The following is a 25,845-nucleotide window of genomic DNA, read 5'->3' as shown; positions in this document are numbered from 1 at the left end:
TTCGGATTCAGCGGGATACGGGCCACGCGTCCGGGCGGCCGGACGACCGGCGAGAAACACGAGCGGCGCGCGCGGCTTCCCGCTCGGCGGGAGACGGCGCAGACTCGTCGTTTCAGCGCGGTCGCCGCAACGTCACCGAATGGCGGGAACGCTGCCGGTCTGGCGTCGTATATCGTCGAGCACGGTGACGCGCTGCTGGATTTCCCCTGGCCGCGACGGCAGCGCGCGGACCTGCGCCGCGGTGTCGCAAGTGGCGCGCATCGCCCTGTCAGACCGCCCAGCACGAACAGCCGAACGCGCCCCAGAAACCCTTCGCGTCCGACGTCGGCAATGCGTTCGCCCATGCGCTCGCGTGCGCATGCTGGTGAACGTTGCATTCGTTCGCGCAGCCGCACATCGCGGCGGCCGCCGCGCGCTGCAACGGCGCGCCGGCGCGCTGCGTCGCGCCCCAGCCGCCATAGCCGCCGAACTCGCGCACCGGCGACCAGTCCGGCATCGCCGGCGGGATCGGCGCGTCGTGCGACGCGAACGGCCCCGCGCCCCACACGATCTTCCCGTCGACCACCGTCAGCAACGCGGTCGTGCCGGCGATATCGTCTTCCGCGCACGCGAAGAAATCGCGATCGGGGACCACCAGGTCGGCAAGCTGTCCCACCGCGATGCGCCCTTTCTTGCCTTCCTCGTTCGAGAACCACGTCACGTACTCGGTCCACATCCGCAGCGCGGTTTCGCGATCGAGCAGGTTGCGCTGCGGATACAGGCGCATGCCGCCGACCGTCTTGCCCGTCACGAGCCATGCAAGCGACACCCACGGGTTGTACGACGCGACGCGCGTCGCGTCCGTGCCGGCCGACACCCTGAGCCCCTTGCCGAGCATCTTCGCGACAGGCAGCGTCGCCTCGGCGGCCTGCGCGCCGTAACGCTCGACGAAGTATTCGCCCTGATACGCCATCCGGTGCTGCACCGCGATGCCGCCGCCGAGCGCGGCGATCCGGTCCATCGATTTCTCGGAGATGGTTTCCGCATGATCGAAGAACCAGTTCAGCCCGTCGAGCGGGATGTCTTCGTTGACCTTCTCGAACACGTCCAGCGCGCGGCTGATCGTTTCGTCATAGGTCGCGTGCATGCGCCACGGCCAGCGGTTTTCCGCGAGCACGCGCACGACGCCTTCGAGGTCGTCCTCCATCTGCGCGGGCAAATCCGGCCGCGCGACGCGGAAGTCCTCGAAGTCGGCCGCGGAAAACGCCAGCATCTCGCCCGCGCCGTTATTGCGGAAGTAGTCGGTGCCATCGTGGTACTTGACGCTCTTCGTCCAGTTCACGAAGTCTTCCTTCTCCGCGTTCGGCTTCTGCGTGAACAGGTTGTACGCGATCCGGATCGTCATCTCGCCCGCGTCGTGCAGCTTGCGGATCACTTCGTAATCGTCGGGATAATTCTGCGAGCCGCCGCCCGCGTCGATCACGCCCGTCACGCCGAGCCGGTTCAACTCGCGCATGAAATGGCGCGTCGAGTTGTACTGATACTCGAACGGCAGCTTCGGCCCCTTCGCGAGCGTCGCGTAGAGGATCGTCGCGTTCGGGTTCGCGAGCAGCAGGCCGGTCGGATTGCCCCCGGCATCGCGCAGGATCGTGCCGCCCGGCGGCTCCGGCGTGTCCTTCGTATAGCCGACCACGCGCAGCGCGGCCGCGTTCAGCAGCGCGCGGTCGTACAGGTGCAGGATGAACACGGGCGTATCGGGCGCGACCGCATTGAGCTCATCGATCGTCGGCAGCCGTTTCTCGACGAACTGGTGCTCGGTGAAGCCGCCGACCACACGCACCCATTGCGGCGCGGGCGTCACGGCGACCTGGCGCTTGAGCATCTCCATCGCGACCGCGAGCGACGGCACGCCGTCCCAGCGCAGCTCCATGTTGTAGTTCAGGCCGCCACGAATCACGTGGCAGTGGTTGTCGATCAGGCCCGGCAGCACGCCGCGGCCGCCGAGATCGACCACTTTCGTCGCGCGGCCCGCGAGCGGCATGACGTCCGCGTCGCTGCCGACGGCGACGAAGCGGCCGGCGGCAATCGCGACGGCCGTCGCGACGGGGTTCGCGCGGTCGAGCGTCGTGAATCGTCCGTTATGCAGGATCAGATCCGGTTGGGTCACGGTTGCGGTCATGTGCATCACCTCTTGTTGATCAGAAGCCAAACAGCTGTTTCACGGTGGGTAACGCTTGCACGCCGATCAGCATGCCGAGCAACCCGACCAGCGCAATCAGCGGCGGTGCGGGAGAGCGAACCTTGATGGCGCTGTAAATCACACCGATCAGCAGGCCCGCACCAAGGGAAACCAGATAAGGTTTCATGCGATCAATCTCCCGGACAATTTCAAATGCAGGCGCGGTGTGCCGAACGGCATGCCGCGGGCGGCATTCGTGTTTCGGTCACGTCCGCCGCCCGCGGCAATGGAGCCGATGCGGCGCGTTCGCATCGAACCCGTCGCACCGGCATCCGCCGTTGCAGGCCGTCCGCGCTTACTTCGCCGGAACGGGCGCAATCGACTCGTGCGGCGTCGCGGTACGCTGCGGCGCCTTGTGGAGCATCGTGTACGCGTAGTCCACGCCCATCCCGTATGCGCCCGAATGCTCCTTCGCGATCGCCATCACCGCGTCGTACGTCTCGCGGTGCGCCCAGTCGCGCTGCCATTCGAGCAGCACCTGCTGCCACGTGACCGGCACCACGCCGGCCTGCACCATGCGCTGCATCGCGATATCGTGCGCGGCCTGCGTCGTGCCGCCCGAAGCGTCGGCGACCATGTAGATCTCGTAGTCGCCCTCGAGCATCGCGCACAGCGCGAACGTCGTATTGCAGACTTCGGTCCACAGGCCCGACACGACCACCTTCTTGCGGCCATTCGCGGCGAGCGCGTCGCGCACCTTCTGGTCGTCCCACGAGTTCATCGACGTGCGTTCGAGCGTCTTCTGGTTCGGGAACACGTCGAGCAGCTCGGGATAGGTGTGGCCCGAGAAGCTCTCGCTTTCGACCGTCGTGATCGTGGTGGGAATGTTGAAGACCTTCGCGGCCTTCGCGAGCCCGACGACGTTGTTCTTCAGCGTCTGGCGATCGATCGACTGCACGCCGAAGGCCATCTGCGGCTGCTGGTCGATGAAGATCAGCTGGCTGTTGTGCGGGGTAAGTACTTCAAGCTTGGGATTGCTCATGGTGATGATGTCCTTTGACGCGGAGAAAAATGAGACTCGCCTGGCCGACGAATCCGCGAAGCGTCCAATGCGCGGTGTCGGAAGCGTCGGCAGCCGGCCTGCGTCATTCAATACGCGAACGTGCAGCCGCACCAGTTAATTGTTCTGATTCTCGCCACGCTCGACATTCAGACTGAAAAGTTCTGAATTTCATTGAATGCGCCAACGACGAGCGCGCCGACCTGATAGGCTGGCCCAAGACTTTCGGATCGACGCCAGACCGGGAGGTATCCGTATTTTTAACGGCTGTCACTTCATTCCAGAACGATGAAACCGTACACTGCTTCGCTTTTCGCCGGCATCCTCGCCGGCGTCGTCTACGCGCTGATCGGCGTGCAATCGCCGGCGCCGCCCGCTGTCGCTCTCGCCGGCCTGCTTGGCATTCTGACCGGCGAACAGATTCTTCCCGTGGTGCGACGGATGCTCGACGGCATTCGACCGGGAACCGCGTGGCGCGACGCGAAGTGCAGTCAGCACATGTTCGGCCCGTTACCTGGCGCTCACACCTCCGACGCTTCCGTGAAGCACCGCGAATCGACACCGACGTGACAGGCACACGTCGAGCGAAGCTCACGCGCATGGGCCGCGTCGTCGTCGACGAAGGCCGTCATCTTCTTGATGCTGCCGAACAGCGTGAACGGAAGGCGCAGCGCGCGAAGTCGCGCGTTGTGCGTGATTTGCGCATCCGCCACCCCGAGTGTCGGTTTCCGGGCGATCAGCCGTGAACGGTCGAGGCGTCTGGCGCTTGCCGACCCGAATCAAGCCATTCTTGAAGCCAGCGTTGACGGAATGAAGAAACGGGAGCGGCTTCGCCGCCGCCGATGCTGCAGACAGCCGACGCCGCGTGCGGCATCGGCGTTCAACGCGCCGCGGACGTCTCGCCGGTCCGGCCGGCGCGCCAGGTGAGGAAAGCGAGCATCGCGAGCGGCAGCGCCAGCGCCCAGAACGCGGCGTACAGGTAGGCGCTCGCGCCGGCGCCCGCACCGAGCGCGAACCCGGCGACCGGCGGCAGCGTGCGTCGCAGCCGCGCGCGCGCGGCTTCCCGTTCGGCCGGCGCGGCGATCGGCACGAGCCAGTCGAATGCATCGATGACCGCCTGCGTGACGTTGCCGGTCATCACGGTGTTCGCGACGACGGTGCGCGCGGTCAGCCGGCCGTGCGCGTTCTGCACGCCCATTGCCGCCGCACCCAGCAGCCCGCAGACGATCGTCGCGGGCGCATCGGCGCTGCCGATCGGCGACGCCGCGACGCCCGCGAGCATGAAGCCGGCCAGCAGGATCGTCTGCAGCGCGTACAGCGAGCGCGCCCGCGGGCCATGCCCGCGCACGCGCATCCGGTGATCGAGCAGGCGGGCGGCCACGATGCCCGCGATGAATGCCGGAAACGCGAGCCACTTGATCATCAGGCCCTGGCCGACACCGGCGAGGCCCGAGCCGATCAGGATGAAGTTGCCGGTAACGTGCGCGGTGAAGAGCCCGAACAGCGCGACGAAGCCGAGCGTGTCGACGTAGCCGGCGATCGATGCGAGAAACACATCCTCGCCGCGCAGGCGATCGGGGGCCGCCGCGCCCGCTGCCGTTACTTGCGCGGGCTGCATGTCGTGGCTTCCGCGGTTGGGTCGACGGTGCCCGCATCGCGGACCTGCGCGGCGCGCGCGCGCCATTGCGCCCGCGCGAGCGCGACCGCATGCTCGCGCAAGACGAGGCCGAGCCGGCCCGCCAGGGCGATCGGCGGCGGCGCGGGCGATTGCACGCGCACGAGGGGGTGCGGGAGGCCGACTGCGATGCCGGCTCCCGGCGAGATCAGGTAAGGCATGGTCCGTTCCGGTTACGCCGCCGGCCGGGCCGGCCGAAGGGATTCGGCCGCGTGCGGCGGCTCGGGAGCAAGACTACGGAATGCGGGCCTGAAAGTCATGGCGGCGAACTGAATCGTTCTGAACGCGCGGGGCGGCGACGCCCGCGCCGCGTGGCCGGCTTCGCGGTGGCGCGCCTTGCTATTTTTCGATCGATAAGTGCAGAATGGCCGCATTCAGGAGCCGACGCATGACCGACACCAAGCGCAAGGCAGCGCCCCGCACGCGCGGGGCGACCGCCGACGACACCGCCGCCACATCGGGCCGCCGCCTCACGCCGGAAGCGCGCGAGCGGCAGATCGTCGAAAAGGCGGTCGAACACTTCGCGACCCACGGTTTTTCCGGCAGCACGCGCGAGCTCGCGCGGCAGATCGGCGTGACCCAGCCGCTGCTCTACCGGTATTTCCCGAGCAAGGAAGCGCTGATCGATCGCGTATACGACGAGGTCTACACGTGGGATCCCGAGTGGGAAAAACTGATCGCCGACCGCTCGGTTCCGCTGCAGCAGCGGCTCGTCGCGTTCTACCGGTCGTATGCGCAGACGATCCTGCGGCGCGAATGGATTCGCACGTTCATCTTCGCGGGGCTCAGCCGCGAGGGCTTCAACACGCGCTATCTGTCGCGGCTGCGCGAACGCGTGTTCCTGCCGGTGCTGCGCGAGCTGCGGCATGCGTACGACATCGCGACGCCGGCGTCGGAAGCGCAGCGCAATGCGGAAATCGAACTGGTGTGGAGCCTGCACGCGAGCATCTTCTATCTCGGCGTGCGCAAGTGGGTATACGGGCTGCCGGTACCCGACGATCTCGACGCGGAAATCGAACGGCAGATCGACGCGTTCCTGAACGGCACGCCGGCCGCGCTGAAGCGTGTCGCGTCCGACGCAGCCGCGAAGCGCGCCCGCCGCTCGTGATGCCGCGGCGCGGCGTGGCGTTGCACCGCGCCCGGGCCGATTCAGAACGATTCAGCCGCGACGGTCGCTGCTTGCCCTATGCTCGGACAGCATTGGACGCGTGCCGTACCGCGCACCGTCCGCATCGAACCGGGGCTCCCACATGACGACCGACACGCTCGCACTCACCCATCACACCATTACCGCGAACGGCATCCGCCAGCACGTCATCGATGCCGGCGCCGGGCCCGTCGTCGTGCTGCTGCATGGCTTTCCCGAAACCAGCTTCGCGTGGCGCCACCAGATCCCGGTGCTCGCGCGGCACTACCGCGTGATCGCGCCCGACCTGCGCGGCTACGGCGAAACCGACAAGCCCGCGGCCGGCTACGACAAGCGCAACATGGCGCGCGATCTCGCCGCGCTGCTCGATGCGCTCGGCATCGACCGCATCGCGCTCGTCGGCCACGATCGCGGCGCACGCGTCGCGACGCGTTTCGCGAAGGACTTCCCCGCGCGCGTCGAGCGGCTCGTCGTGATGGACAACGTGCCGACGCGCATCGTCGCGCAGAACATGACCGCGCAAACGGCGCGCGCGTACTGGTTCTTCCTGTTCCACCAGGTGCCCGACCTGCCGGAGGCGCTGATCGCGGGCAAGGAAGCCGAATGGCTCAGCTATTTCTTCGCCGACTGGTGCTACAACCCGCATGCGATCTCGGGCGATGCATTCGACACGTACGTACGCGCGTATCGGCGCCCGGGGGCCGTGCGCGGCGCGTTGGCCGACTATCGCGCGAACGCGGAAGACGTGCAGCAGGATCTCGTCGATGCGGATGTCAGGATCGGGTGCCCGACCATGGCGATCTGGGGCGAGGATTTCTACGCGGTCGGCAAGATGTTCGACATGAAGGCCGTATGGGAAGGCATGGCGGCGAACCTGCGGGCCGAGCCGATCGCGCTGTGCGGGCACCTGCCGCACGAGGAGCAGCCCGAGCGCGTGAACATGCTGCTGCTCGATTTCCTGCGCGGCTGGGCCGGCTGACGCAACGCCGCTGCACGCGGCATCATCGGAGGACCATCGGATGGGACACGGATCGGGCCGCAAGGCCGTCATCGCCGGCGGATCGGTCGGCGGGCTGTTCGCGGCGACCGCGTTGCGCGCGGCCGGCTGGGACGTCCGCGTATTCGAGCAATCGCCGCACGAACTCGACAGCCGCGGCGGCGGCATCGTGCTGCAGCCGCCGATCGAGCGCGCGTTCGCGTTCGGCGGCGTGCCGCTGCCGCGCGAGGCCGGCGTCGATTCGATCGACCGGATCTACGTCGACGCACAGGACCGGATCGTGCAACGCTTCGCGATGCCGCAGACGCAGACCGCGTGGAACGTGATCTACACGGCGCTCAAGCGTGCGCTGCCGGCCGGCATCCTCCACGCCGGCGACGCGTTCGAGCGGTTCGAGCAGGACGGCGCGCGGATCGTCGCGCACTTCGCGAGCGGCCATGCCGAGACGGCCGACCTGCTGATCGGCGCGGACGGCGGCCGCTCCACCGTGCGCGCGCAGTTGCTGCCGGACGTACGGCCGACGTATGCGGGCTATGTCGCGTGGCGCGGGCTCGTCGACGAACGCGCGCTGCCCGAGCAGGTGCTGGTTCTGCTGCGCGAACGCTTCACGTTCCAGCAAGGCGACCGGCACCTGTTCCTCACCTATCTGGTGCCCGGCGCCGACGGCGCGCTCGAACCGGGCGAGCGGCGCGTGAACTGGGTGTGGTACCGGCGTCTCGCGTCCGACCGGCTGGCATCGCTGTTCCTTGCACGCGACGGCACGCAGCGCGACGGATCGCTGCCGCCCGGCGCGATGCGCGACGACAACCGCGCGGAACTCGTCGACGCCGCCGACCGGATGCTCGCGCCGACGCTCGCCGCGCTGGTGGATGCGACACCCGCGCCGTTCGCGCAGGCGATCCTCGATCTCGCGGTCGAGCGAATGGTGTTCGGGCGCGCGGTGCTGCTCGGCGACGCCGCCTGCATGGTGCGCCCGCACACGGCGGCGGGCGTCGCGAAAGCGGCCGACGATGCGGTCGGTCTCGCGCAGGCGTTGCGCGACGTCGCGCCCGGCAGCAGGTTCGACGCCGGGCTGGCCGGCTGGGACGCCCGTCAGCGCGCCGCCAGCGCATCGATCGCCGCGCGCGGAATCGCGCTCGGCGCACGTTTGATGGGCGCGGCCTGAGCGTTCGCGGGCCGCGTGTCATGCGCCGGGCGCGGCGCATCGGACTCCGGGTCGAGCGCGTGCAGCACGCTCGCGCGCCCGCCGTCGTCATCCGGCAGTTGCGGCTGGCCGCGCGCGAAGGCCGGCGTGGCGGCGGCCGTGCCGACGCAAAGAGCGAGCAACGCGGCGGCGACAAGCTTGCGGTTCATGATGACACTCCCGAGAACGATTCGATGGGGACGCGCCGCCGGCACGACCGCGCGAGCGAAAGCGATTCGTTGCGTGACGGGTGCGTTGCCGGCGTCGAATGACCCGACGCCGGCGGCGGACGGCGGCTGAAAAAACCGCGTTCAGTGGTGCTCGAACAATTGCTGCGTGTCGAGCGATGCGAGCGAAGGCACGCCCGTCGCGGCGGCGGCATCCGGCCGTGCAGCGACCGACTGCGGATGCTGGGCGGCGACCTTCGCCTCCGCTGCCTGGATGTCCTCGGGATAGTAAGGATCGCTGCCGACCGGCCGATAACCGGCCTTTTCGACACGGACGAGATCGGCGCGCACGTCGGCCCGTGTGAGCGCATGGTCGGCGGTTTGCGCAAATGCGACGATCGGTGCGCTCAGCGCACAGGAAAGCAGGACTGCACGAATCAGGTTGTTCATGATGTTCACCTCTCAAAGATGGCGTGTTCGCGTCCGCAGATCAGGCCGGACATCCGCTCCCCATCGATGTGATGAAGAGTTGGGATCATTCTGCGATTCGCGCGCTTTCCTGAAGGTGAGGCTTCGATTACGGTTTTGTTATCCGGGCGCGGGCGCCCGTCGTGCAGGGGCGCCCGGCTCGCCGGGCACCGCGCAGGCGCGCACGTCGGACGACCGTCGCGTTCATGCGGACGCGTCGAGCGGCCGCACTTCCGGAATCATCGCGGCCTGGCCGCGCACGATTCCGTCTGCGTCCGTGAGCTGCCACACGGTCGCGCGCTCGATCCAGAACCGCTTGCCGGATTTCGTGACCCGCACGCCGCGGTATCCGGACACGAAGCCGTCCCGCATCACCTTGTCGAGGAATATCTGCCGCTCGCGCCGCTCCATCGGCTCCGCCGACAGGCGCGACGGCAACGCCGTCAGTTCGTCCCAGTCGTATTCGAAAATCGCCTGCGCGCGCCGGTTGCCGTACACGAACACCGGATCGGCCGACGTGTCGTGCGCCAGCACGCCGAACGGCGCCGTCTCGTACAGCCACGCGGCGCCGTCGGACGCGCTCATCCCGTCGGGAACGAGCGGGCGGTGCAACAGCCGGCGGTAGGAATCGGCGAGAAGGAGGAAGAAATCTGCATCGGTGCGCAACGACATCGGTCAGGCTCCTGAAAGCGGCGGGATACGGGAACGCGTGAAGGTTCACGGCCGGACATTATAGGGACGAAGCGGCGCGGCCGGCGCCGCCGCATCCGCACAGATAACGACTTCGTAATCTTCGGGTCAGGGTCGGGTCAACGCCGCGCCGGCAGACTGCATGCTCGTCGCATCGAATGCGCATCCGAGCCCTGCTTCGAGGAGCACCATCATGTGGATCGTCCGGCTGGCGTTACGCAGGCCCTACACGTTCGTCGTACTCGCGCTGCTGATCTTCATCGCGGGGCCGCTTGCCCTGCTGCGCACGCCGACCGACATTTTTCCGAGCATCGACATTCCGGTCGTCAGCATCGTCTGGTCGTACAACGGCTTCTCCGCGGAGGACATGGCCAAGCGGATCACGTCGAACTACGAGCGCGCGCTCACGTCCGACGTCGACGACATCGAGCACATCGAGTCGCAGTCGCTGAACGGCGTGTCCGTCGTGAAGATCTTCTTCCATCCGGGCGCCGACATCAATCGCGCGATCGCGGAAGCCGCGAGCAACGCCGCGTCGATCCTGCGCATCCTGCCGCCCGGCACGCTGCCGCCGAACATCATCACGTACAACGCGTCGACGGTGCCGATCCTGCAGCTCGGGCTGTCGAGCGGCACGCTCGCCGAGCAGCAGCTGTACGACCTCGGCAACAGCTTCATCCGCACGCAGCTCGCGACCGTCCAGGGCGCGGCCGTGCCGCTGCCGTTCGGCGGCAAGATCCGCCAGATCGTCGTCGATCTCGATACGCGCGCGCTGCAGGCGAAGGGGCTCGCGCCGATCGACGTCGTGAACGCGATCAACGCGCAGAACCTGATCCTGCCGGGCGGCACCGCGAAGATCGGCACGCACGAATACAACGTGCAGATGAACGGCAGCACGCAGACGGTCGCCGCGCTGAACGACCTGCCGGTGAAGACGATCGGCGGCAACGTCGTGTACGTGCGCGACGTCGCGCACGTTCGCGACGGCTACGCGCCGCAGACCAACATCGTGCGCGTGGACGGCAAGCGCGCGGCGCTGCTGACGGTCGAGAAGACCGGCAGCGCGTCGACGCTGACGATCATCGACCAGGTGAAGGCGATGCTGCCGAAGATCGCGGCCGGGCTGCCGAAGGCGCTGCACATTTCGCCGCTCGACGATCAGTCCGTGTTCGTGAAGGCGGCGGTCCAGGGCGTCGTGCGCGAGGCGCTGATCGCCGCGTGCCTGACCGCGCTGATGATCCTGCTGTTTCTCGGCAGCTGGCGCGCGACGCTGATCATCGCGGTATCGATTCCGCTCGCGGTGCTCACGTCGCTGCTCGCGCTGTCCGTGCTCGGCCAGACCATCAACATCATGACGCTCGGCGGGCTCGCGCTCGCGGTCGGGATCCTCGTCGACGACGCGACCGTCGCGATCGAGAACATCACGCATCATCTGGAGCTCGGCGCGCCGCTAGAGGAAGCCATTCTGACCGGCGCGGGCGAAATCGCGGTGCCGACCTTCGTGTCGACGCTGTCGATCTGCATCGTGTTCGTGCCGATGTTCCTGCTCACGGGCGTCGCGCGCTATCTGTTCGTGCCGCTGGCCGAGGCCGTGATCTTCGCGATGATCGCGTCGTACTTCTTCTCGCGCACGCTGGTGCCTACGCTCGCGATGGCGCTGATGCGCGCGAAGGGGCAAGGCCGGCCGCCGCGCGGCGTATTCGCGCGCGTCGCGCGTTTCCAGGCCGCGTTCGAGCATCGCTTCGAGGCCGTGCGGCTGCGCTATCGCGCATTGCTCTCGGCGGCGATCGCGCGGCGCCGCCGCTTCGCGGCCGCGTTCCTGCTCGCGTGCGTCGCGTCGACGGGCCTCTACGCGTTCGCCGGGCAGGACTTCTTTCCGTCGGTCGACACCGGTGAAATCCGCCTGCACCTGCGCGCGCCGACCGGCACGCGGATCGAGGAAACCGCGCGGCTGACCGACGAAGTCGAAGCCAAGATCCGCGGCGTGATTCCGGCGAACGAACTCGCGGGCGTGCTCGACAACATCGGCGTGCCGGTGAGCGGGATCAACCTCACGTACGACTCGTCCGACCCGATCGGCACCGAGGACGCCGACGTGCTCGTCACGCTGAAACCGAATCACGCGTCGACGGCCGCATACGTCGCGAAGCTGCGCAACGTGCTCGCGCAGTCGTTCCCCGGCGTGACGTTCGCGTTCCTGCCGGCCGACATCGTCAGCCAGATCCTGAACTTCGGGCTGCCCGCGCCGATCGACATCCAGATCGTCGGCAACAAGCTCGACCAGAACCGCGCGGTCGCGAATGCGCTGCTCGCGAAGCTGCGCGGCGTGCGCGGGCTCGTCGACGCGCGCATCCAGCAGCCCGGCGACGAACCGGCGATCAACGTGAACGTCGACCGCACGAAGGCGATCCAGGCCGGCCTCGAACAGCGCGACGTCGCGCAGAACCTGCTGATCGCGCTGTCCGGCAGTTCGCAGACCACGCCGAACTTCTGGCTCGATCCGCGCAACGGCGTCAGCTACCCGGTGCTCGTGCAGACGCCGCAATACACGGTGAATTCGCTGCAGTCGCTCGCGAACGTGCCGCTGCCGGCCGGCACCGCGCGCGCGCCGCAGACGCCGGCCGGCGGCCCGGCCGCGGGCGCGCCCGCGCAGAACCTGCTCGGCTCGCTCGGCACGTTCTCGCGCTCGACGCAGCAGGCCGTGGTGTCGCACTACAACGTGCAGCCGGTGCTCGACATCTTCGCGTCGGTGCAGGGGCGCGACCTCGGCGGCGTCACGGCCGACGTGACGAAGCTCGTCGACGCCGCACGGGCGCAACTGCCGCCCGGCTCGTCGATCGTGCTGCGCGGCCAGGTGCAGGCGATGCACGAATCGTTCACGGGCCTGCTCGGCGGCCTCGCGCTCGCGATCGCGCTCGTCTACCTGCTGATGGTCGTGAACTTCCAGTCGTGGCTCGATCCGCTCGTGATCGTCGGCGGGCTGCCGGCGTCGCTCGCCGGCATCGCATGGATGCTGTTCGTCACGCGCACCACGCTGTCGGTGCCCGCGCTGACCGGCACGATCCTGTGCATCGGCATCGCGACCGCGAACAGCATTCTCGTCGTGAACGCGGCGCGCGAGCTGCTCGCGGGCGGCGCGTCGCCGTGGCAAGCGGCGCTCGATGCCGGCTTCAACCGCTTCCGCCCCGTCGTGATGACCGCGCTCGCGATGCTGATCGGCATGCTGCCGATGGCGCTCGGCCTCGGCGACGGCGGCGAACAGAATGCGCCGCTCGGCCGCGCGGTGATTGGCGGCCTCGCGTTCGGCACGGTGTCGACGCTGCTGTTCGTGCCGGTGGTGTTCGGCTTCGTCCACGCGTGGCTCGCGCGGCGCCGCGACGCCGCGGCCGCCCGGCGCGCGCAGCCCGCGCCCGATACGCCGGCACTGCGTTGAGCGCGCACGGCCGCCCCTTCCCATCCTTCGATTCGCCCGACCCCGGACCCATCATGAACGACTCGATCGAACCCGTCGCCCCGCCGCCGGCCGCCGAAACGGCCACCGCGGCCCCCGCCGCCGCAGCCGTGCCGCCTGCCGCGCGCGGCGCCGCCTCCGACACCCCGCCGGCTCGCCGCGGCCGCAAGCTGACCGTGCCGCTCGCGGCCGCCGCGCTCGCTGCCGCGCTGCTCGCGCTCGGCATCGTGCCGCGTATCGACGCGCGCGCCGCACAGCGTGCGCAGGTGGCCGCGCAGCGGGCGCTGCCGGTGTCGGTCGTCGTGCCCGGCACGGCGCCGGCCGACCAGACGCTGACCTTGCCCGGCGCGGTGACGCCGTATGCGGACGCATCGATCTATGCGCGCACGAGCGGCTATATCGCGCATTGGAGCGCCGATCTCGGCACGCACGTGAAGGCCGGCCAGACGCTCGCGCAGATCTCGGCGCCCGATCTCGACGCGCAGTTGCGCCAGGCGCGCGCGGACGAAGCGAGCGCGCAGGCGAACTACGACTACGCGAAATCGACCGCGCAGCGCTGGCAGGACATGCTGAAGACGCAATCGGTGTCGCAGCAGGACACCGACACGAAGGTCGCGGACATGAACGCGAAGCGCGCGATGCTCGCCGCCGCGCAGGCGAACGTCGCGCACCTTGCCGAACTCGTGTCGTACGAATCCATCACCGCGCCGTTCGACGGCGTGATCACCGCACGCAACGTCGACGTCGGCACGCTCGTCACCGCGGGCGGCACGCCGGGCAGCCCGGGCCTGTCCGGCGAACTGTTCCACCTCGAACAGACGGACACGCTGCGCGTGTTCGTCGACGTGCCGCAGGACAGCGCGACGGGTGTGTCGACCGGCACGCCGGTCTACCTGACGACGCCGCAGTATCCGGGGCGGCGCATCGCCGCGCGCGTCGCGCGCAGCGCGGGCGCGATCGATCCCGTCACGCGCACGCTGCGCGTCGAGATCGACGTCGACAATCGCGACGGCGCGCTGATGCCCGGCGCGTATGCGCAGGCGCATCTCGTCGTGCCGAGCGCGGCGCCGGCGCTCGACCTGCCGGTCAGCGCGCTGCTGTTCCGTCCGAACGGCGTGACGGTGGCCACCGTCGGTGCGAACGGGCGCACCGCGCTGAAGATCGTGCAGATCGGGCGCGATTTCGGCACGCGGGTGGAGATCGTCGCGGGGCTCGCGGCAACCGATCGCGTGATCGACAACCCGGGCGATGCGATCACGGCCGGGGAGACCGTGAAGATCGTGTCGACCGCGCACGATGCAGCGCCGGTCGCTGCTTCGCCGGCTTCGGCCGCTTCGGCCGCTTCCGCCGCGCAGGCCGCGCAACCGGCGTCTGCGGCCGATGCACGCAACGTGCCGCCGCCGCGCGCGGTCGGCGCCGCACCGGCTACATCGACACCCGCTGCCGCGCCCGCCCGCGGCTGACCCATCGACGACGAATCACGAGATACCTGCCATGCGCCTCCGTCATCCGCTTCCGTTCGCACGTCGCATCGTCACGCTCGCCGCCACCGCCGCACTGACCGCCTGCTCGACGCTGCCGCCCTACTCGCCGCCCGCCGTCGCGGTGCCCGCGCACTACGCGGGCGCGCCGGCCGCACCTGCCGCGCAGGCCGGCTGGCACGTCGCGATGCCGGCCGACGCCGCCGCGCGCGGCGCGTGGTGGACCGTGTTCGGCGACGCCGACCTGAACGCGCTCGAAGCGCGCGTCGACGTGTCGAACCAGACGGTGAAGAAAGCCGTCGCCGATCTGCAGCAGGCACGCGCGATGGTCGACTATCAGCACGCCGGATTCCTGCCGACGATCACCGCGGGCGTCGCGCAAAGCCGCGCGCGCGTGTCGCAGAACCGGCTCGGCTCGTCGCTCGCCGGCAAGACGACGCCCGACTACCAGGCCGGCGTGGCCGCGAGTTGGGAGCCCGATGTGTTCGGTCGCGTGCGCGATGCGGTGACGGGCGCGCAGGCGAACGCGGCCGCGAGCGCGGCCGACCTGCAGGCCGTGAAGCTGTCGGTCACGGCCGAACTCGCGACCGATTATTTCGCGCTGCGCTCGCTCGACACGCAGAAGCAACTGCTCGACGACACGGTGCACGCGTACGCGGACGCACTGACGCTGCTCAGGCAGCAACTCGCGGCCGGTGCGATCGACGCGTCGGCCGTCGCCCAAGCTCAGACGCAACTCGAATCGACGCGCACGCAGGACACCGACATCGACGCGTCGCGTGCGCAGTTGCAGCATGCGATCGCGACGCTCGTCGGCGAAAGCGCGTCGACGTTCGCGCTGCCGCCCCGCGTGCAGGCGTTCCACGTGCCGGCCATTCCGGCCGGCGTGCCGTCGCAACTGCTGGAGCGGCGGCCCGACATCGCGGCGGCCGAGCGTCGCGTCGCGGCCGCGAACGCGCAGATCGGCGAGGCACGTGCCGCGTTCTTTCCCGATCTGGTGCTGTCGGCGAGCGCGGGGCTCGAGAGTTCGTTCTTCGCGCCGTGGCTCACCGCGCCGAGCCTGTTCTGGTCGCTCGGCCCGCAGCTCGCCGGCACGCTGTTCGACGGCGGCCGCCGCAGCGCATCGCTGCGCGGCGCGCATGCGCAATACGACGGCGCAGTCGCCGATTACCGGCAAACCGTGCTCGTCGCGTTCCAGCAGGTCGAGGATCAGTTGTCCGCGCTCGATGCACTCGCGTCCGAAGCCGGCAGCCAGCAACGCGCGACCGACGCGGCCGATCTGTCGCTGCGGCTGACGACGAATCGTTTCAACGCCGGCGCCGTCAGCTATCTCGATGTGGTGACCGCGCAGACGATCGCGCTGACGAACCGGCGCACCGCCGATCAGATCGACGCGCGCCGGATGGAGGCGGCGGTCGGGTTGCTGAAGGCGTTGGGCGGCGGCTGGCAGGCGGGCGCGGGCGCGGAATCAGGCGCGGAATCGAACACCGGCGCGAAGGAACACGCGGGTGCCGTGCGGCCCGAACCCGCCGTCACACAGCCGGCGGCCGGTTGAACGTGAGAGGCGCGCAGCCGTAGCACCATTTCAACTCTTCGATCGGCGGACGAAAGGTTGCACGTCGGTAATACGGCTCGTTGACGTCACACTGCGACATATCACCGTCAGTCATGTGAACCATGTCTTCCCCATCACTTGCGCCCGGGTCGATTGCCTCGCGGTAGTTGGGTGCCACTCTCCGGTCTCGTACGTCCGGTTGACCTGCCGCTGGCAAGCGAATGGTCCCCGGCCTCGTTCTGGATCAAGCTCCAATAATGCTGGGGCGTGCTCGCGTAATTGTCCATCTGCGAGCAGGGCTTCGACCAATTCGCCGGCAATGACGTCGCCGAGACGCTCCGCATCGAACAGCCGCCCACGGTTGCACGCGCCAACGCCGTGCGCGCCGCATTTGAGGCAGCGAACCGACGCGTTGATCGCACTGTCGATTGGCGATGTCACTTACCGGCGAGGCCGGCGTTTCCCGTCATTCCAAAATGGTTTGCAGGCGAGCGAGCGCATCTTCGACAACTTCAATGGGGGCACGCTCGACCTTGCGTGCGCCGCGCGCCTCGAGATCGAGCGTGCGGACCATGTTCACCAGCGCCACGCCCTGCGTCTCCGTCCCCGAACCCGAGAGCGGCACAGCGAATCCCGCGTATCGCGCGAATTCGCCGCCCTGCGTAATTGGCGCGACGAGCGCCACGCCAAGCGTGTTGAACGCGGCGGGTGACAGAACCAGCGCGGGACGGAAATCCCCTTGCTGTTCTTTGCCCACTGTCGGATTCAGGCTAACCCGCACGATATCGCCACGGTCGAACTTGACGCGCCTCACCATGCCTCACGTCCCACGGGCTTGACTTCACCCCACGCAACGAGGTCTGCCGGTTGCGGAGCCTTCGGATCGCATTGCGCAACGAGTTCATCCAGCGAATATTTGCGCCGCGCGGGTGAAAGCAACACGCCATCCGGCCGTACATCGGCGCGCAGAGAACTGCCAGCCGACGCGCCGATCTGCTCCAACAACACAGCAGGAAGCCGTACGGCCGCACTGTTGCCCCACTTCTGAATTTTGAGTTCCATATCATGCTCCGAATGTTTATCCATTGTAGACACGCGCCGCAGAAATGGCAAGCCGTTTGTATCTACATTGATTCTACATTCGGTTCGTTTGAAGACCCCGCAAACGGCTGCCCTGTTTCGAACGCCGGCACGAAGGACCACGCGGCGGCCGCGCAGCCCGAACCCGCCGTCACGCAGCCGGCGGCCGGTTGAACGTGAGCACGAAGCGCGTGCCGCGCGCGTCGCTTTCGACCTGCGCGGTGCCGCCGTGCAGTTCCATCACCGAGCGCACGATCGCGAGGCCGAGCCCTGCCGTGCCGCCCGGCGCGCCGCCGCTGCGCGCGGGGTCGCCGCGCACGAAGCGATCGAAGATCCGCGGCAACAGCGCGGGATCGATCGGCTCGCCGGGATTCGCGACGACGACGCGCACCGCGTCGTCGGTTTCATCGACACTCAGCGTGATGACGCCGCCGGCGGGCGTGTAACGCAGCGCGTTCGCGAGCAGGTTGCCGACCGCGCGGCGGAACAGCTCGACGTCGGCGGTCAACTGCCCGTGCCCGTCGACGCGCAGCGCCGAGCCCGCCTCGTCGGCGAGCCCCTCGAAATACTCGGCGATGCGCTCGAGTTCGTCGCGCACGTCGAATGCGCGCTGCCGCGTGACGAAGCTCGGATGCTCGGCGCGCGCGAGAAACAGCACGTTCTCGATCATCCGCGCGAGGCGATCGTATTCCTCGAGATTCGATTCGAGCAGCGTCTGGTACTCGTCGGCCGAACGCGGCCGCGCGAGCGCGACTTCGGTGGCGCCGCGCATGTTGTTCAGCGGCGTGCGCAAGTCGTGCGCGAGATCGGCGCTGAATTGCGACAGATGCGAGAACGCCTGCTGCAGGCGGCCGAGCATCGCATTCTGCGCATCGACGAGCGCGCGCAGCTCCGGCGGCGCGCGCGACGCGTCGAGTCGCGTGTCGAGCTTGTCGACCGTGATCCGGCCGGTGTCGTCGACGATCTCGCGCAGCGGCGCGAGCGCCTTGCGGATCAGCCAGTAGCCGAGCAGCAGCGCGAACAGCGCGCCGACGCCGCCGGCAAGCATGAGCCGGTTGCGGTAGCCGTCGAGCAGTTCGGCCCGGTCGCGCATGTTGCGGGCGATCGCGATGCGGATCGGCGTGCGGTCGCCGAGCGCGGCCTCGATCGCGACGCCGCGCATCGGCGTGCCGCCGGCGGCGGTCCATGTGACGAGCCGGTCAGCCGTGATCCGGTCGTTCGCGGGAACCGGCGCCGCGTGCGGCGCGAACAGTTGCGCGTCGGCCAGCGGAACCGATGCGGCCGCGGGTACATCGTCGAGCGCGGCGAGCCGGACGTTGTGGCGCGCGAGCACGTCGCCCTGCGCATCGACGACGACCATCGACAGCGCCTCGTTGCCCAGCACCTGGCTCGTCAGCCGCTCCGCGTGCGCGCGAACCGCATCGAGCGACTCGAGCTCGCCCGCGAGCCGGCGCGTGTGGCGCGCGGCCAGCACGATGTCGAGATCGTCCTGCGTGTTCACCTGCCGCTCGAGGCCCGCATACACATACGCGCCGACGAGCGCGAACGCGGCCAGCGTGGTCGCGGCGAAAGCGAGCGCGAGTGTCGCCGCGAGCGAGCGCGGGCGCGTCATGCGCCGTCCTTCGGCTCGAGCACGTAGCCGACGCCGCGCACGGTATGGATCAGCTTGACCGGAAACGCGTCGTCGATCTTCGCGCGCAGGCGCCGGATCGCGACCTCGACGACATTGGTGTCGCTGTCGAAATTCATGTCCCACACGTACGATGCGATCTGCGTGCGGCTCAGCACCTCGCCCTGCCGGCGCGCGAGCAGTTGCAGCAGCGAGAATTCGCGCGGCGTCAGGTCGATTCGCGTGGCGCCGCGCTTCACGCGGCGGCGCACCACGTCGATTTCCAGATCGCCGACCGCCAGGTGCTCGGTCTCGCGCGGCGGCCCGCGACGCGCGAGCGTGCGGATGCGGGCCAGCAGCTCGACGAACGCGAACGGCTTCACGAGGTAATCGTCGGCGCCGAGTTCGAGGCCGTGCACGCGGTCGTGCACGTCGTCGCGCGCGGTCAGGAACAGCACGGGCGTCGTGTGCGTCTCGCGCAGCCGCTTGAGCACGCCCCAGCCGTCGAGCACGGGCAGCATCACGTCGAGCACGATCACGTCGTAACGCTCTTCCTGCGCGAGCATCAGCCCTTCGGCGCCGTCCTTCGCGAGATCGACGCTGAAGCCCGATTCCTCGAGCCCTTTCTTCAGGTACGCGCCCGTTTTCGGTTCGTCTTCGACTATCAGGATGCGCATGGCCGGCTCCGTCGCATTCGTGGGGACATACGGCGATGTTACCCGGAAACGGCGACACGGCCGCGCTCCGTGCAGGCCCGAGCGGCGTAGATGACAAAACGGTAATCGGCCCGTCAGCCTGGCGTGCGGTCGCGGCGCCAGGCCGCGGATTCCCGTCCCGTCGGTCCAGCGCGATCGCGGCGCGTATGCCTAAACACGCCGGCTCTACGGGGCTTCACTGCGTCCAAGCCGAAAAACCGAGACGACCTCCACCCGTTCCCGTGACTGCTGGCGCAGACTGATCGCCGCCGCCGTTTGCTCGACCAACGCGGCGTTTTGCTGCGTGGCGCGCTCCATCTGGCCGACGGCTTCGCCGATCTGGGCCACGCCGAGCGATTGTTCGGCGCTCGCGGCACTGATTTCACGCATCGTCTCGGTGACGCGACGAATGGAGTTCACGACTTCGGTCATCGCCACCCATGCGCGCTCGACTTCGGTCGAACCTTGAGCCACGCGCCCCACGCTCGAGCCGATGACCTTCTTGATCTCCCTGGCCGCATCGGCGGAACGTCCGGCCAGGCTGCGCACTTCGCTGGCGACCACCGCGAAGCCCCTGCCCTGCTCGCCGGCGCGCGCGGCCTCGACCGCGGCGTTCAAGGCCAGAATGTTCGTCTGAAAGGCAATGCTGTCGATGACACCCGTGATGTCCGAGATTTGGCGGGAGCTGTCGTTGATGCCCTTCATGGTTTCCACGACGTGACCGCGACACCGATTTGCCGGGACCAGTCACTGACCAGCCGCTCGGTCTGCGACGGCCGGGCAAAGCGATTTTCATCGCATCAATGGATCAACATGTTCTCGGCGATCGCGTGCTTCAACTCCTTCAGAACAAGCGCGAGCAGACGAGATACCTGCATTTCGACCTCGTCGCCGTCGAAAGTAACGAGGGCACGCACCCTGTTGCCGTCGATGCCGCCGAGCCAGTCGAGGTCTTGCGGGCGTGTCGACCACACCAGCAACGGCACGCCTCGCGGCAATCGACTCAATCGGCATTCCGGCCTCGTCTTCGCCGCATCGGGAACGTTACCCGGCATGAGCGACTCGCTCCATGCACGATGCGCATCGACGGGATCGTCAATCTGGAGAAGCGCGACTTCCGGCATCGCCGCGAAGCGGGCTACGGCCGCTGAAACCGCGGCCGCGCCGGGGCTCGGATCCATGACGACACACACGCGAGCCCGCTCCGAAGGCGGTAACAGCCAGTTCCACGTCGAAGCCCCCGACGATACCGCGTCCAGTTTCCTTGCACTCATGCCGATCACCTCGCATGTCGTCGAAACAAGTCTCGGACCGCACCCGGCGAAGCCATCGCTCGGCCGTGCGGCGTTCTCTCGATGCGCTGCCTTATCGGAGATTCAACATCGATCGACAGCCGCGCAATGCAAACAGACTCAGCACGCCGAGCAGCATCAGATAAAACGCCGGCGATGCCAGATTGCCCGTCTGATGGATCAGCGACGCGACGATCAGCGGCGCGAAACCGCCAAACAGCGTGACGCCGATGTTGTAGCTGATCGCCATGCCCGTCGCTCGCGTTTCGGTCGGAAATACTTCCGCCATCAGCGCTGGCAGCGCGCCAAAATAGACCGCCTTCAGCGTCCCCATCCAGGCCATCATCGCAATGAGTCTTCCCAGATCGGGATGCGCGCCAAGCAATTTGAAAACCGGATAAATGGTCAGAATGAAGGCTATCCCGGCCCAGATCATCAGCCTGATGCGGCCGATTCTGTCCGAGAGATGACCGACGAACGGCGTAACGAACGTCAGGATGGCGCCGGCCAACGTCGTTGCAATGAAACCGAAACTGGCAGGCAGATGAAGTTCACGTACCGCGTAGGTCGGAATATAAAGAATGACGTAACTGGCGCCGGTAGAAAGAACGAGCGTACCGATCGCCAGCAACATTCTGGCTTTCTGATTGACGAACACTTCCCTCACCGGGAACGATGCGGGCCTTTCACGCCTTGCGCCGTCGGCCTCATGCACGTGCTTTCGCAAGTACAGGCCGACCGGTCCGATCAGCACACCAAAGAGAAACGGGATGCGCCAACCCCATGCGTCGATGGCGTCTCCATCGAGGATCAACGTGAGGAGAACGCCGAAACCGGCCGCGAGCATATAGCTCAATCCTTGACTCGCGAACTGGAAGCTGGCGAACAATCCCTTGCGCTCGGGACACTGTTCCACCAGAAACGCGGTTGTGCTGCCGAACTCGCCGCCCGCGGAAAATCCCTGAAGCAGCCGAGCGCAGATGACCAGAATCGGTGCGATCACGCCGATCGACTCGTAACTCGGCATCAGCGCGATCGTCGTCGTGCCGATCATCATCGTCACGATCGACACCATCATCGACGCCTTGCGGCCGCGACGATCCGCATACGAACCCAGCACCAGCGCTCCGATCGGTCTGGCCAAATACGAGATCGCGAACGTCCCGAACGTCAGAAGAAGGGATACCCCGCTGCTCGACGCAGGAAAGAAAGCCTTTGAAATTGAGATTGCGAAGAATCCGTAAATCAGTATGTCGAACCACTCCAAGGCATTGCCGACGGTTGCGGCGGACACCAGTCTCAACACGTTTGGAGCTTGTTCTCTCGTCGGCGCGGCATCCACCATTTCCATAGTACGCATCTCATTCTCCGTTCACTTACGATGACAAGTGCATTAAAAAATTGGCGTCTTATGCGTGGACGACAAGCGCTCCTTCCTTGCGCCGATCCCGGACGGCGGATGCCGACTCCCCGAGATCCCAAAATATGCCGGCCATGATCTGCAGCGCCTCACGCGCGACACTTCCAAGCAGGTGTTCGTTCGGTGCGTGCTGGGAGCAGGCTCCGTATGAGTGCGGAATCCAGATCGTCGGAAGGCCCAGAACCTCGGAAAAGACGTCGTTGGGCAGCGACCCGCCAAGATTGGGAAGCAAATCCGGCTGCTTTCCGGTCGTCCGCTCGATCGAATCGAGCGCCCATGCGACCCACGGATCTTCCGGCGGCAGACGCGTAGCGCCCATTCGCTCGCCGATCGAAACCTCGACCCTGTCGAACCCGCATTCGTCGAGGCGATGCCGTAGAACTTCTTCGATACGCTCGCAATCCGTACCGACGACGTACCTGAGTTGGCAATGCGCGTGCGCGACGGGCGGAATCGCGCCGATCGGGCTGGTCGGGTTACCGGTGGTAAAGGCCAGTACTTCGAGCGCGTTCCATGCATAGACGCGCTCCTGGGCCGTCAAATCGGGCTCGCCCCAATTGCCATCGACGTGAGGATCGTCGGGCCCGCCACCGACGGCAATATGCTTCAGCGCCGTGCGTACCGAAGCCGGAATATGCGTCGGCAACAGCGCGTCGACGAGGATCCGCCCGCGCCCGTCGACGAGCGACGAGATCGCGTTCGCGAGCACGGTTCCGGCATTGCCGAGCGCCCCTCCCCAATTTCCGGAATGATGGGCACCCGACCGGAGCCGGACGGAAAGCGTGAAGTTCACGAATCCACGCGACCCGAGAAAAACGCATGGGACGTTCGACCTGGCCCGAGGGCCATCCGAAGCGATCAGAACGTCGGCGGCGAGTAGGTCCTTGTTCTGCTCGCAGACCGCGCGCAGCCCGGGCGATCCGGTTTCTTCCCCCATCTCGAGCAGCAGCGTCGCATTGAAACCCAGGCGTCGATTCCTGGCCTCGATAACTTGCTCCAGCGCGGCCAGGTTGATCGTGTGTTGCCCTTTGTTGTCGGCGGTGCCCCGCCCGAACCATCGGTCTCCTTCAACCGTAACGTTCCATGGCGACATCTGGTCCTTCCACTGTCCGTCATGGCCACGGACGACATCACCGTGCCCGTACATCAGGATCGTCGGAAGCGAGGGATCCTCGATACGCGTCGCGATCAAAAACGGCGCGCTCCCCGCAACCGGGTTCTCGACGATACGAGACTCAAAGCCGATACGGTCGATCGATGGGACGATCTCGTCGACGAGGTATGCTCGAAGCTCGCCGTCCCGTCCGGAATCCTGACTTTCCGTCGTCATGGAGACGCGTCGCGCGAGATCTTTCAGAAAGCCCCCCGAATCGAAATATGTTGTGGCAGAGTCGATTGCTTGATGGCGCGTCATGGTGATCCTCGCGTGTATCGTGGAAGAGCGGCTTGTTCGACCTTGATGGATCAAGCGTACGGAGCCAAAACGCGCACTACAATTGACTTTTTTGCGTGCCCTGCTTTCGAATAACGCAAACTTGGCGGCCCGTCATGCACAACGCTGCACTCCGATACTTCCTTGCCGTTGCCAATACAGGTTCGCTGAGCGAGGCGTCCGAGAAGCTGCACGTTTCGATCTCGGCGATCAGCCGTCAGATCACGAAGCTGGAGGAGGAGGTTGGCTGCCCGTTGTTCGAGCGTCAGGCGCGCGGCATGGTCCCCAACAAGGCCGGGGAGCTGCTGGCTGCACATGTTCGTAGAACCCTGCTCGAAGGTCAGCAGGTGATCGAGGAGATCAAGGCGCTGAACTCGTTCGATCGGAGCACGATCCGCGTCTCGACGTCGGAAGCGTTTGCCCGGGATGTTCTCCCTCGGGCCATCACGCAATTTCTGGAGAAGTCGCCCGGTACCCGTTTCGAGGTAGCGGTGACGGCGCCGAAGGAGGTGACGGCACACGTACGGAGTGGCGAAGCGGATATCGGCCTGACTTTCGGTGTTGTACGAGAGCCGGAGATCAACGTCGAGTACACGCAGAGCGCGCCCATTTGTGCCGTCATGCCGCGTTCTCACGTGCTGGCTGGTCGCGCGACGGTATCGATGGCCGAGTTGCGGAATTTCCCGATTGCGTTGCTTGACCGTGGCACGACGATCCGTCAGCTTTTCGATACGACGGCGAGCCTCGAGAATCTTCTTTTCGAGCCTGTCCTGACCTGCAACAACTCCGGCACGCTGTATGCATTCACTCAAATGTCTGGGGTCGTGTCGCTGACCAGCCGCCTGACGGTACGGGCGCGTCTGGCGACGGACGGCCTGGTGGCGATACCGATCGACCATCCGGGCATGTCGTTGCGTGCGATCCAGATCCAGACCTTGTCGGGCCGCGAGTTGTCGACTGTACTGATCGACTTCATTGGCGAACTGGTGAAGCAACTGCATACGGCCGACTAGTGTCCTGTTCCGCTGATTCGCGAGCAAAGTCGATGCAGCTTTTCGAGGATGGAATCGGCTGACGCGGTCCAGACGAACGGTTTGCAGTTTTCGTTGTAGTGGGAAACGAATTGATCGATTCGCTTGACCAGTTGTTTGACCGAGCCGAACGAGCCTCTACGAATCGCCTTGTCGGTGATCAACGCAAAGAAGCGTTCGACCTGGTTGAGCCACGAACTGTAGGTGGGAATGAAATGCATATGCCAGCGGGGGCGTGCCGCCAGCCACGCCTTGACCTTCGGATGCTTGTGACTGCCGTAGTTGTCGACGATGCAGTGCACGTCGAGTTCGGCTGGCACGGCCTTGTCGATTTCGCGCAGAAACGACAGGAATTCCTGATGTCGATGGCGCGGCTTGCAGGTAGCGAGCACGGCGCCATTGAGGACATTCAGGGCGGCAAACAACGTCGTGGTGCCATGACGGACGTAGTCGTGAGTAACGCCTTCGACGTAGCCGAAACCCATCGGCAGCATGGGTTGTGTACGCTCGAGCGCCTGACATTGACTCTTCTCGTCCACGCACAGCACCAGCGCGTTCTCCGGTGGACTCAGATACAAGCCGACCACATCGCGCAGTTTCTCGATGAAGAACGGATCGGTCGAGAGCTTGAAGCTTTCACTTCGGTGCGGCTGCAGGCCCAGCAGTTTGAAGTAACGGTGCACGCTTGTCGGCGAGATGGCGGTTTCGGCGGCAATCGTGCGCACACTCCAATGAGTGGATCCATCTGCCGGCTTCGTGTGCAGGGTCTTGTGAATCAGTTGGGCCAACCGCTCGTCGTCGATGGTACGCGGCTTGCCGGGACGTACTTCATCGTAGAGTCCGTTGATTCGCTGCTCCAGAAACCGCAGACGCCACTTGCCCACCGTGGCACGCGTGAGTTGCAGGCGCTGCGCGATCGCGCTGTTGGGCTCGCCGTCCGCAGCCGCCAACACGATACGCGCCCGCGAGACCAGCGCAGCCGAAATCGAGCGAGAACGCGCGATCGACATCAGTTGCGAACGCTCGTCTTCGCTCAGCACCAGTTCCGCCTTCGGTCGTCCCATCGCCATGCTGACGTCTCCCGTTCCGTTGACGTCAACATGCTACGCGAAGATAGACCAGTTAACAACGGAACAGGACACTAGATACGTGACGACCCGTACCCGTGTCCCCACCGAGCCCCGACATCCCGCGAACTACGGTGGTCAAATAAACCACGAACCTGAGCAGAACCACCTTTGCCGTCCGCCCAAG

General features: G+C 66.8%; 25 protein-coding genes and 1 pseudogene. 9 read left to right on the top strand and 17 right to left on the bottom strand.

The genetic code is table 11. From position 1 onward, the window contains the following. Positions 1-268: 268 nt before the first annotated feature. The 3 genes from CFB35_RS31135 to CFB35_RS31125 form a co-directional block, all read right to left on the bottom strand. Positions 269-2,158 carry an amidohydrolase gene (locus CFB35_RS31135; protein WP_089466235.1) on the bottom strand — a complete coding sequence of 630 codons (1,890 nt, stop codon included), beginning with the start codon at positions 2,156-2,158 and terminating at the stop codon, positions 269-271. Positions 2,159-2,177: 19 nt separating this feature from the next. Further along, entirely contained in the window at positions 2,178-2,345 is a 168-nt protein-coding gene (locus CFB35_RS31130; RefSeq protein ID WP_059579100.1) for a DUF1427 family protein, read from the bottom strand. Positions 2,346-2,513: 168 nt separating this feature from the next. After that, a complete protein-coding gene (locus CFB35_RS31125; RefSeq protein ID WP_059579098.1) occupies positions 2,514-3,200 on the bottom strand; it encodes a hydrolase in 687 nt (228 codons plus the stop codon). Between the two features lie 306 nt (positions 3,201-3,506). Here CFB35_RS31125 and CFB35_RS31120 point away from each other — a divergent pair, with 306 nt between their 5' ends. Both CFB35_RS31120 and CFB35_RS35745 read left to right on the top strand, forming a co-directional pair. Beyond that, positions 3,507-3,788, top strand: coding sequence for a XapX domain-containing protein (locus tag CFB35_RS31120; RefSeq protein ID WP_089466077.1), 282 nt, complete (start codon positions 3,507-3,509; stop codon positions 3,786-3,788). 29 nt (positions 3,789-3,817) lie between these two features. Further along, positions 3,818-3,964: a hypothetical protein gene (locus CFB35_RS35745; RefSeq protein WP_373453028.1), complete on the top strand. Its 147-nt coding sequence runs from the start codon at positions 3,818-3,820 to the stop codon at positions 3,962-3,964. Between the two features lie 134 nt (positions 3,965-4,098). Here the strand turns inward: CFB35_RS35745 and CFB35_RS31110 are convergent, their stop codons facing one another. Together CFB35_RS31110 and CFB35_RS31105 are read right to left on the bottom strand one after the other, a co-directional pair. Further along, a complete protein-coding gene (locus CFB35_RS31110) occupies positions 4,099-4,836 on the bottom strand; it encodes a YoaK family protein (RefSeq protein WP_089466076.1) in 738 nt (245 codons plus the stop codon). After that, positions 4,818-5,054, bottom strand: a complete 237-nt coding sequence (locus CFB35_RS31105; RefSeq protein WP_089466075.1) for a DUF1427 family protein — start codon at positions 5,052-5,054, stop codon at positions 4,818-4,820. The genes CFB35_RS31110 and CFB35_RS31105 overlap by 19 nt, the downstream gene beginning before the upstream one ends. Positions 5,055-5,281: 227 nt before the next feature. On the opposite strand from CFB35_RS31105, the gene CFB35_RS31100 reads away from it, so the two are divergent. The 3 genes from CFB35_RS31100 to CFB35_RS31090 all read left to right on the top strand — a co-directional run bounded on the left by CFB35_RS31100 (position 5,282) and on the right by CFB35_RS31090 (position 8,202). Continuing rightward, complete coding sequence (locus tag CFB35_RS31100; RefSeq protein WP_060314486.1) at positions 5,282-6,001, top strand: TetR/AcrR family transcriptional regulator; 720 nt, start codon at positions 5,282-5,284, stop codon at positions 5,999-6,001. Between the two features lie 142 nt (positions 6,002-6,143). Beyond that, a complete protein-coding gene (locus tag CFB35_RS31095) occupies positions 6,144-7,019 on the top strand; it encodes an alpha/beta fold hydrolase (RefSeq protein WP_089466074.1) in 876 nt (291 codons plus the stop codon). Between the two features lie 40 nt (positions 7,020-7,059). Then, entirely contained in the window at positions 7,060-8,202 is a 1,143-nt protein-coding gene (locus CFB35_RS31090) for an FAD binding domain-containing protein (protein ID WP_089466073.1), read from the top strand. On the opposite strand, the gene CFB35_RS31085 is transcribed toward CFB35_RS31090, so the two are convergent. The 3 genes from CFB35_RS31085 to CFB35_RS31075 form a co-directional block, all read right to left on the bottom strand. Beyond that, positions 8,130-8,390, bottom strand: a complete 261-nt coding sequence (locus CFB35_RS31085; RefSeq protein WP_089466072.1) for a hypothetical protein — start codon at positions 8,388-8,390, stop codon at positions 8,130-8,132. The two genes, CFB35_RS31090 and CFB35_RS31085, sit on opposite strands and share 73 nt — an antisense overlap. A 141-nt stretch (positions 8,391-8,531) precedes the next feature. Further along, positions 8,532-8,837 carry a DUF4148 domain-containing protein gene (locus CFB35_RS31080; protein ID WP_060314497.1) on the bottom strand — a complete coding sequence of 102 codons (306 nt, stop codon included), beginning with the start codon at positions 8,835-8,837 and terminating at the stop codon, positions 8,532-8,534. A 222-nt stretch (positions 8,838-9,059) separates the two neighbouring features. Beyond that, positions 9,060-9,527, bottom strand: coding sequence for an MEKHLA domain-containing protein (locus tag CFB35_RS31075; protein WP_059579075.1), 468 nt, complete (start codon positions 9,525-9,527; stop codon positions 9,060-9,062). Positions 9,528-9,738: 211 nt separating this feature from the next. Between CFB35_RS31075 and CFB35_RS31070 the strand changes: the two genes are divergently transcribed. From CFB35_RS31070 to CFB35_RS31060, 3 genes are read left to right on the top strand one after another with little or no spacing between them, the layout of a single operon-like run. Further along, positions 9,739-12,978 carry an efflux RND transporter permease subunit gene (locus CFB35_RS31070; RefSeq protein WP_089466071.1) on the top strand — a complete coding sequence of 1,080 codons (3,240 nt, stop codon included), beginning with the start codon at positions 9,739-9,741 and terminating at the stop codon, positions 12,976-12,978. 53 nt (positions 12,979-13,031) lie between these two features. Continuing rightward, positions 13,032-14,459 (top strand): efflux RND transporter periplasmic adaptor subunit, encoded by a 1,428-nt coding sequence (locus CFB35_RS31065; protein ID WP_089466070.1) that lies wholly within the window; start codon positions 13,032-13,034, stop codon positions 14,457-14,459. 31 nt (positions 14,460-14,490) lie between these two features. Continuing rightward, the gene (locus CFB35_RS31060) at positions 14,491-16,032 is read left to right on the top strand and encodes an efflux transporter outer membrane subunit (RefSeq protein WP_089466069.1); all 1,542 of its coding nucleotides are present in this window, start codon (positions 14,491-14,493) and stop codon (positions 16,030-16,032) included. Between the two features lie 466 nt (positions 16,033-16,498). Here CFB35_RS31060 and CFB35_RS31055 read toward each other — a convergent pair whose 3' ends face one another. The 8 genes and pseudogenes from CFB35_RS31055 to CFB35_RS31020 form a co-directional block, all read right to left on the bottom strand. Continuing rightward, a complete protein-coding gene (locus CFB35_RS31055) occupies positions 16,499-16,849 on the bottom strand; it encodes a type II toxin-antitoxin system ChpB family toxin (protein WP_059579063.1) in 351 nt (116 codons plus the stop codon). Then, positions 16,843-17,094: an AbrB/MazE/SpoVT family DNA-binding domain-containing protein gene (locus CFB35_RS31050; RefSeq protein WP_081066622.1), complete on the bottom strand. Its 252-nt coding sequence runs from the start codon at positions 17,092-17,094 to the stop codon at positions 16,843-16,845. The genes CFB35_RS31055 and CFB35_RS31050 overlap by 7 nt, the downstream gene beginning before the upstream one ends. 169 nt (positions 17,095-17,263) lie before the next feature. Then, positions 17,264-18,724 (bottom strand): heavy metal sensor histidine kinase, encoded by a 1,461-nt coding sequence (locus CFB35_RS31045; RefSeq protein ID WP_089466068.1) that lies wholly within the window; start codon positions 18,722-18,724, stop codon positions 17,264-17,266. Beyond that, on the bottom strand, positions 18,721-19,398 hold the full coding sequence (locus CFB35_RS31040) for a heavy metal response regulator transcription factor (protein WP_060314447.1): 678 nt from the start codon (positions 19,396-19,398) through the stop codon (positions 18,721-18,723). The genes CFB35_RS31045 and CFB35_RS31040 overlap by 4 nt, the downstream gene beginning before the upstream one ends. Before the next feature lie 213 nt (positions 19,399-19,611). Further along, positions 19,612-20,133: pseudogene (locus CFB35_RS31035) on the bottom strand (methyl-accepting chemotaxis protein); the annotation flags it as partial. Positions 20,134-20,216: 83 nt separating this feature from the next. Next, on the bottom strand, positions 20,217-20,690 hold the full coding sequence (locus CFB35_RS31030) for a hypothetical protein (RefSeq protein WP_060967331.1): 474 nt from the start codon (positions 20,688-20,690) through the stop codon (positions 20,217-20,219). Positions 20,691-20,781: 91 nt separating this feature from the next. Then, complete coding sequence (locus CFB35_RS31025) at positions 20,782-22,068, bottom strand: MFS transporter (protein WP_089466067.1); 1,287 nt, start codon at positions 22,066-22,068, stop codon at positions 20,782-20,784. Positions 22,069-22,117: 49 nt separating this feature from the next. Then, positions 22,118-23,542, bottom strand: coding sequence for a M20 family metallopeptidase (locus CFB35_RS31020; protein ID WP_089466066.1), 1,425 nt, complete (start codon positions 23,540-23,542; stop codon positions 22,118-22,120). A gap of 134 nt (positions 23,543-23,676) precedes the next feature. On the opposite strand from CFB35_RS31020, the gene CFB35_RS31015 reads away from it, so the two are divergent. Further along, positions 23,677-24,573, top strand: a complete 897-nt coding sequence (locus tag CFB35_RS31015) for a LysR family transcriptional regulator (RefSeq protein WP_059579045.1) — start codon at positions 23,677-23,679, stop codon at positions 24,571-24,573. Here CFB35_RS31015 and CFB35_RS31010 read toward each other — a convergent pair. Continuing rightward, entirely contained in the window at positions 24,570-25,661 is a 1,092-nt protein-coding gene (locus CFB35_RS31010) for an IS630 family transposase (RefSeq protein WP_059625722.1), read from the bottom strand. The two genes, CFB35_RS31015 and CFB35_RS31010, sit on opposite strands and share 4 nt — an antisense overlap. Between the last annotated feature and the right edge of the window lie 184 nt (positions 25,662-25,845).

The sequence above is a fragment of the Burkholderia sp. AU16482 genome (assembly GCF_002223285.1).
Lineage (GTDB): Bacteria > Pseudomonadota > Gammaproteobacteria > Burkholderiales > Burkholderiaceae > Burkholderia > Burkholderia semiarida.
This window is presented reverse-complemented; position numbering and strand designations above follow the sequence as displayed.

What these genes read in the sequence shown, in the direction of transcription:
- CFB35_RS31070 (WP_089466071.1), top strand. Translation starts at nt 9,739, where the DNA reads ATGTGGATCGTCCGGCTGGCGTTACGCAGGCCCTACACGTTCGTCGTA.
- CFB35_RS31130 (WP_059579100.1), bottom strand. Translation starts at nt 2,345, where the DNA reads ATGAAACCTTATCTGGTTTCCCTTGGTGCGGGCCTGCTGATCGGTGTG.
- CFB35_RS31110 (WP_089466076.1), bottom strand. Translation starts at nt 4,836, where the DNA reads ATGCAGCCCGCGCAAGTAACGGCAGCGGGCGCGGCGGCCCCCGATCGC.
- CFB35_RS31095 (WP_089466074.1), top strand. Translation starts at nt 6,144, where the DNA reads ATGACGACCGACACGCTCGCACTCACCCATCACACCATTACCGCGAAC.
- CFB35_RS31060 (WP_089466069.1), top strand. Translation starts at nt 14,491, where the DNA reads ATGCGCCTCCGTCATCCGCTTCCGTTCGCACGTCGCATCGTCACGCTC.
- CFB35_RS31045 (WP_089466068.1), bottom strand. Translation starts at nt 18,724, where the DNA reads ATGACGCGCCCGCGCTCGCTCGCGGCGACACTCGCGCTCGCTTTCGCC.
- CFB35_RS31025 (WP_089466067.1), bottom strand. Translation starts at nt 22,068, where the DNA reads ATGCGTACTATGGAAATGGTGGATGCCGCGCCGACGAGAGAACAAGCT.
- CFB35_RS31105 (WP_089466075.1), bottom strand. Translation starts at nt 5,054, where the DNA reads ATGCCTTACCTGATCTCGCCGGGAGCCGGCATCGCAGTCGGCCTCCCG.
- CFB35_RS31020 (WP_089466066.1), bottom strand. Translation starts at nt 23,542, where the DNA reads ATGACGCGCCATCAAGCAATCGACTCTGCCACAACATATTTCGATTCG.
- CFB35_RS31135 (WP_089466235.1), bottom strand. Translation starts at nt 2,158, where the DNA reads ATGACCGCAACCGTGACCCAACCGGATCTGATCCTGCATAACGGACGA.
- CFB35_RS31100 (WP_060314486.1), top strand. Translation starts at nt 5,282, where the DNA reads ATGACCGACACCAAGCGCAAGGCAGCGCCCCGCACGCGCGGGGCGACC.
- CFB35_RS31075 (WP_059579075.1), bottom strand. Translation starts at nt 9,527, where the DNA reads ATGTCGTTGCGCACCGATGCAGATTTCTTCCTCCTTCTCGCCGATTCC.
- CFB35_RS31015 (WP_059579045.1), top strand. Translation starts at nt 23,677, where the DNA reads ATGCACAACGCTGCACTCCGATACTTCCTTGCCGTTGCCAATACAGGT.
- CFB35_RS31120 (WP_089466077.1), top strand. Translation starts at nt 3,507, where the DNA reads ATGAAACCGTACACTGCTTCGCTTTTCGCCGGCATCCTCGCCGGCGTC.
- CFB35_RS31090 (WP_089466073.1), top strand. Translation starts at nt 7,060, where the DNA reads ATGGGACACGGATCGGGCCGCAAGGCCGTCATCGCCGGCGGATCGGTC.
- CFB35_RS31085 (WP_089466072.1), bottom strand. Translation starts at nt 8,390, where the DNA reads ATGAACCGCAAGCTTGTCGCCGCCGCGTTGCTCGCTCTTTGCGTCGGC.
- CFB35_RS31030 (WP_060967331.1), bottom strand. Translation starts at nt 20,690, where the DNA reads ATGAGTGCAAGGAAACTGGACGCGGTATCGTCGGGGGCTTCGACGTGG.
- CFB35_RS31010 (WP_059625722.1), bottom strand. Translation starts at nt 25,661, where the DNA reads ATGGCGATGGGACGACCGAAGGCGGAACTGGTGCTGAGCGAAGACGAG.
- CFB35_RS31050 (WP_081066622.1), bottom strand. Translation starts at nt 17,094, where the DNA reads ATGGAACTCAAAATTCAGAAGTGGGGCAACAGTGCGGCCGTACGGCTT.
- CFB35_RS35745 (WP_373453028.1), top strand. Translation starts at nt 3,818, where the DNA reads ATGGGCCGCGTCGTCGTCGACGAAGGCCGTCATCTTCTTGATGCTGCC.
- CFB35_RS31040 (WP_060314447.1), bottom strand. Translation starts at nt 19,398, where the DNA reads ATGCGCATCCTGATAGTCGAAGACGAACCGAAAACGGGCGCGTACCTG.
- CFB35_RS31080 (WP_060314497.1), bottom strand. Translation starts at nt 8,837, where the DNA reads ATGAACAACCTGATTCGTGCAGTCCTGCTTTCCTGTGCGCTGAGCGCA.
- CFB35_RS31125 (WP_059579098.1), bottom strand. Translation starts at nt 3,200, where the DNA reads ATGAGCAATCCCAAGCTTGAAGTACTTACCCCGCACAACAGCCAGCTG.
- CFB35_RS31055 (WP_059579063.1), bottom strand. Translation starts at nt 16,849, where the DNA reads ATGGTGAGGCGCGTCAAGTTCGACCGTGGCGATATCGTGCGGGTTAGC.
- CFB35_RS31065 (WP_089466070.1), top strand. Translation starts at nt 13,032, where the DNA reads ATGAACGACTCGATCGAACCCGTCGCCCCGCCGCCGGCCGCCGAAACG.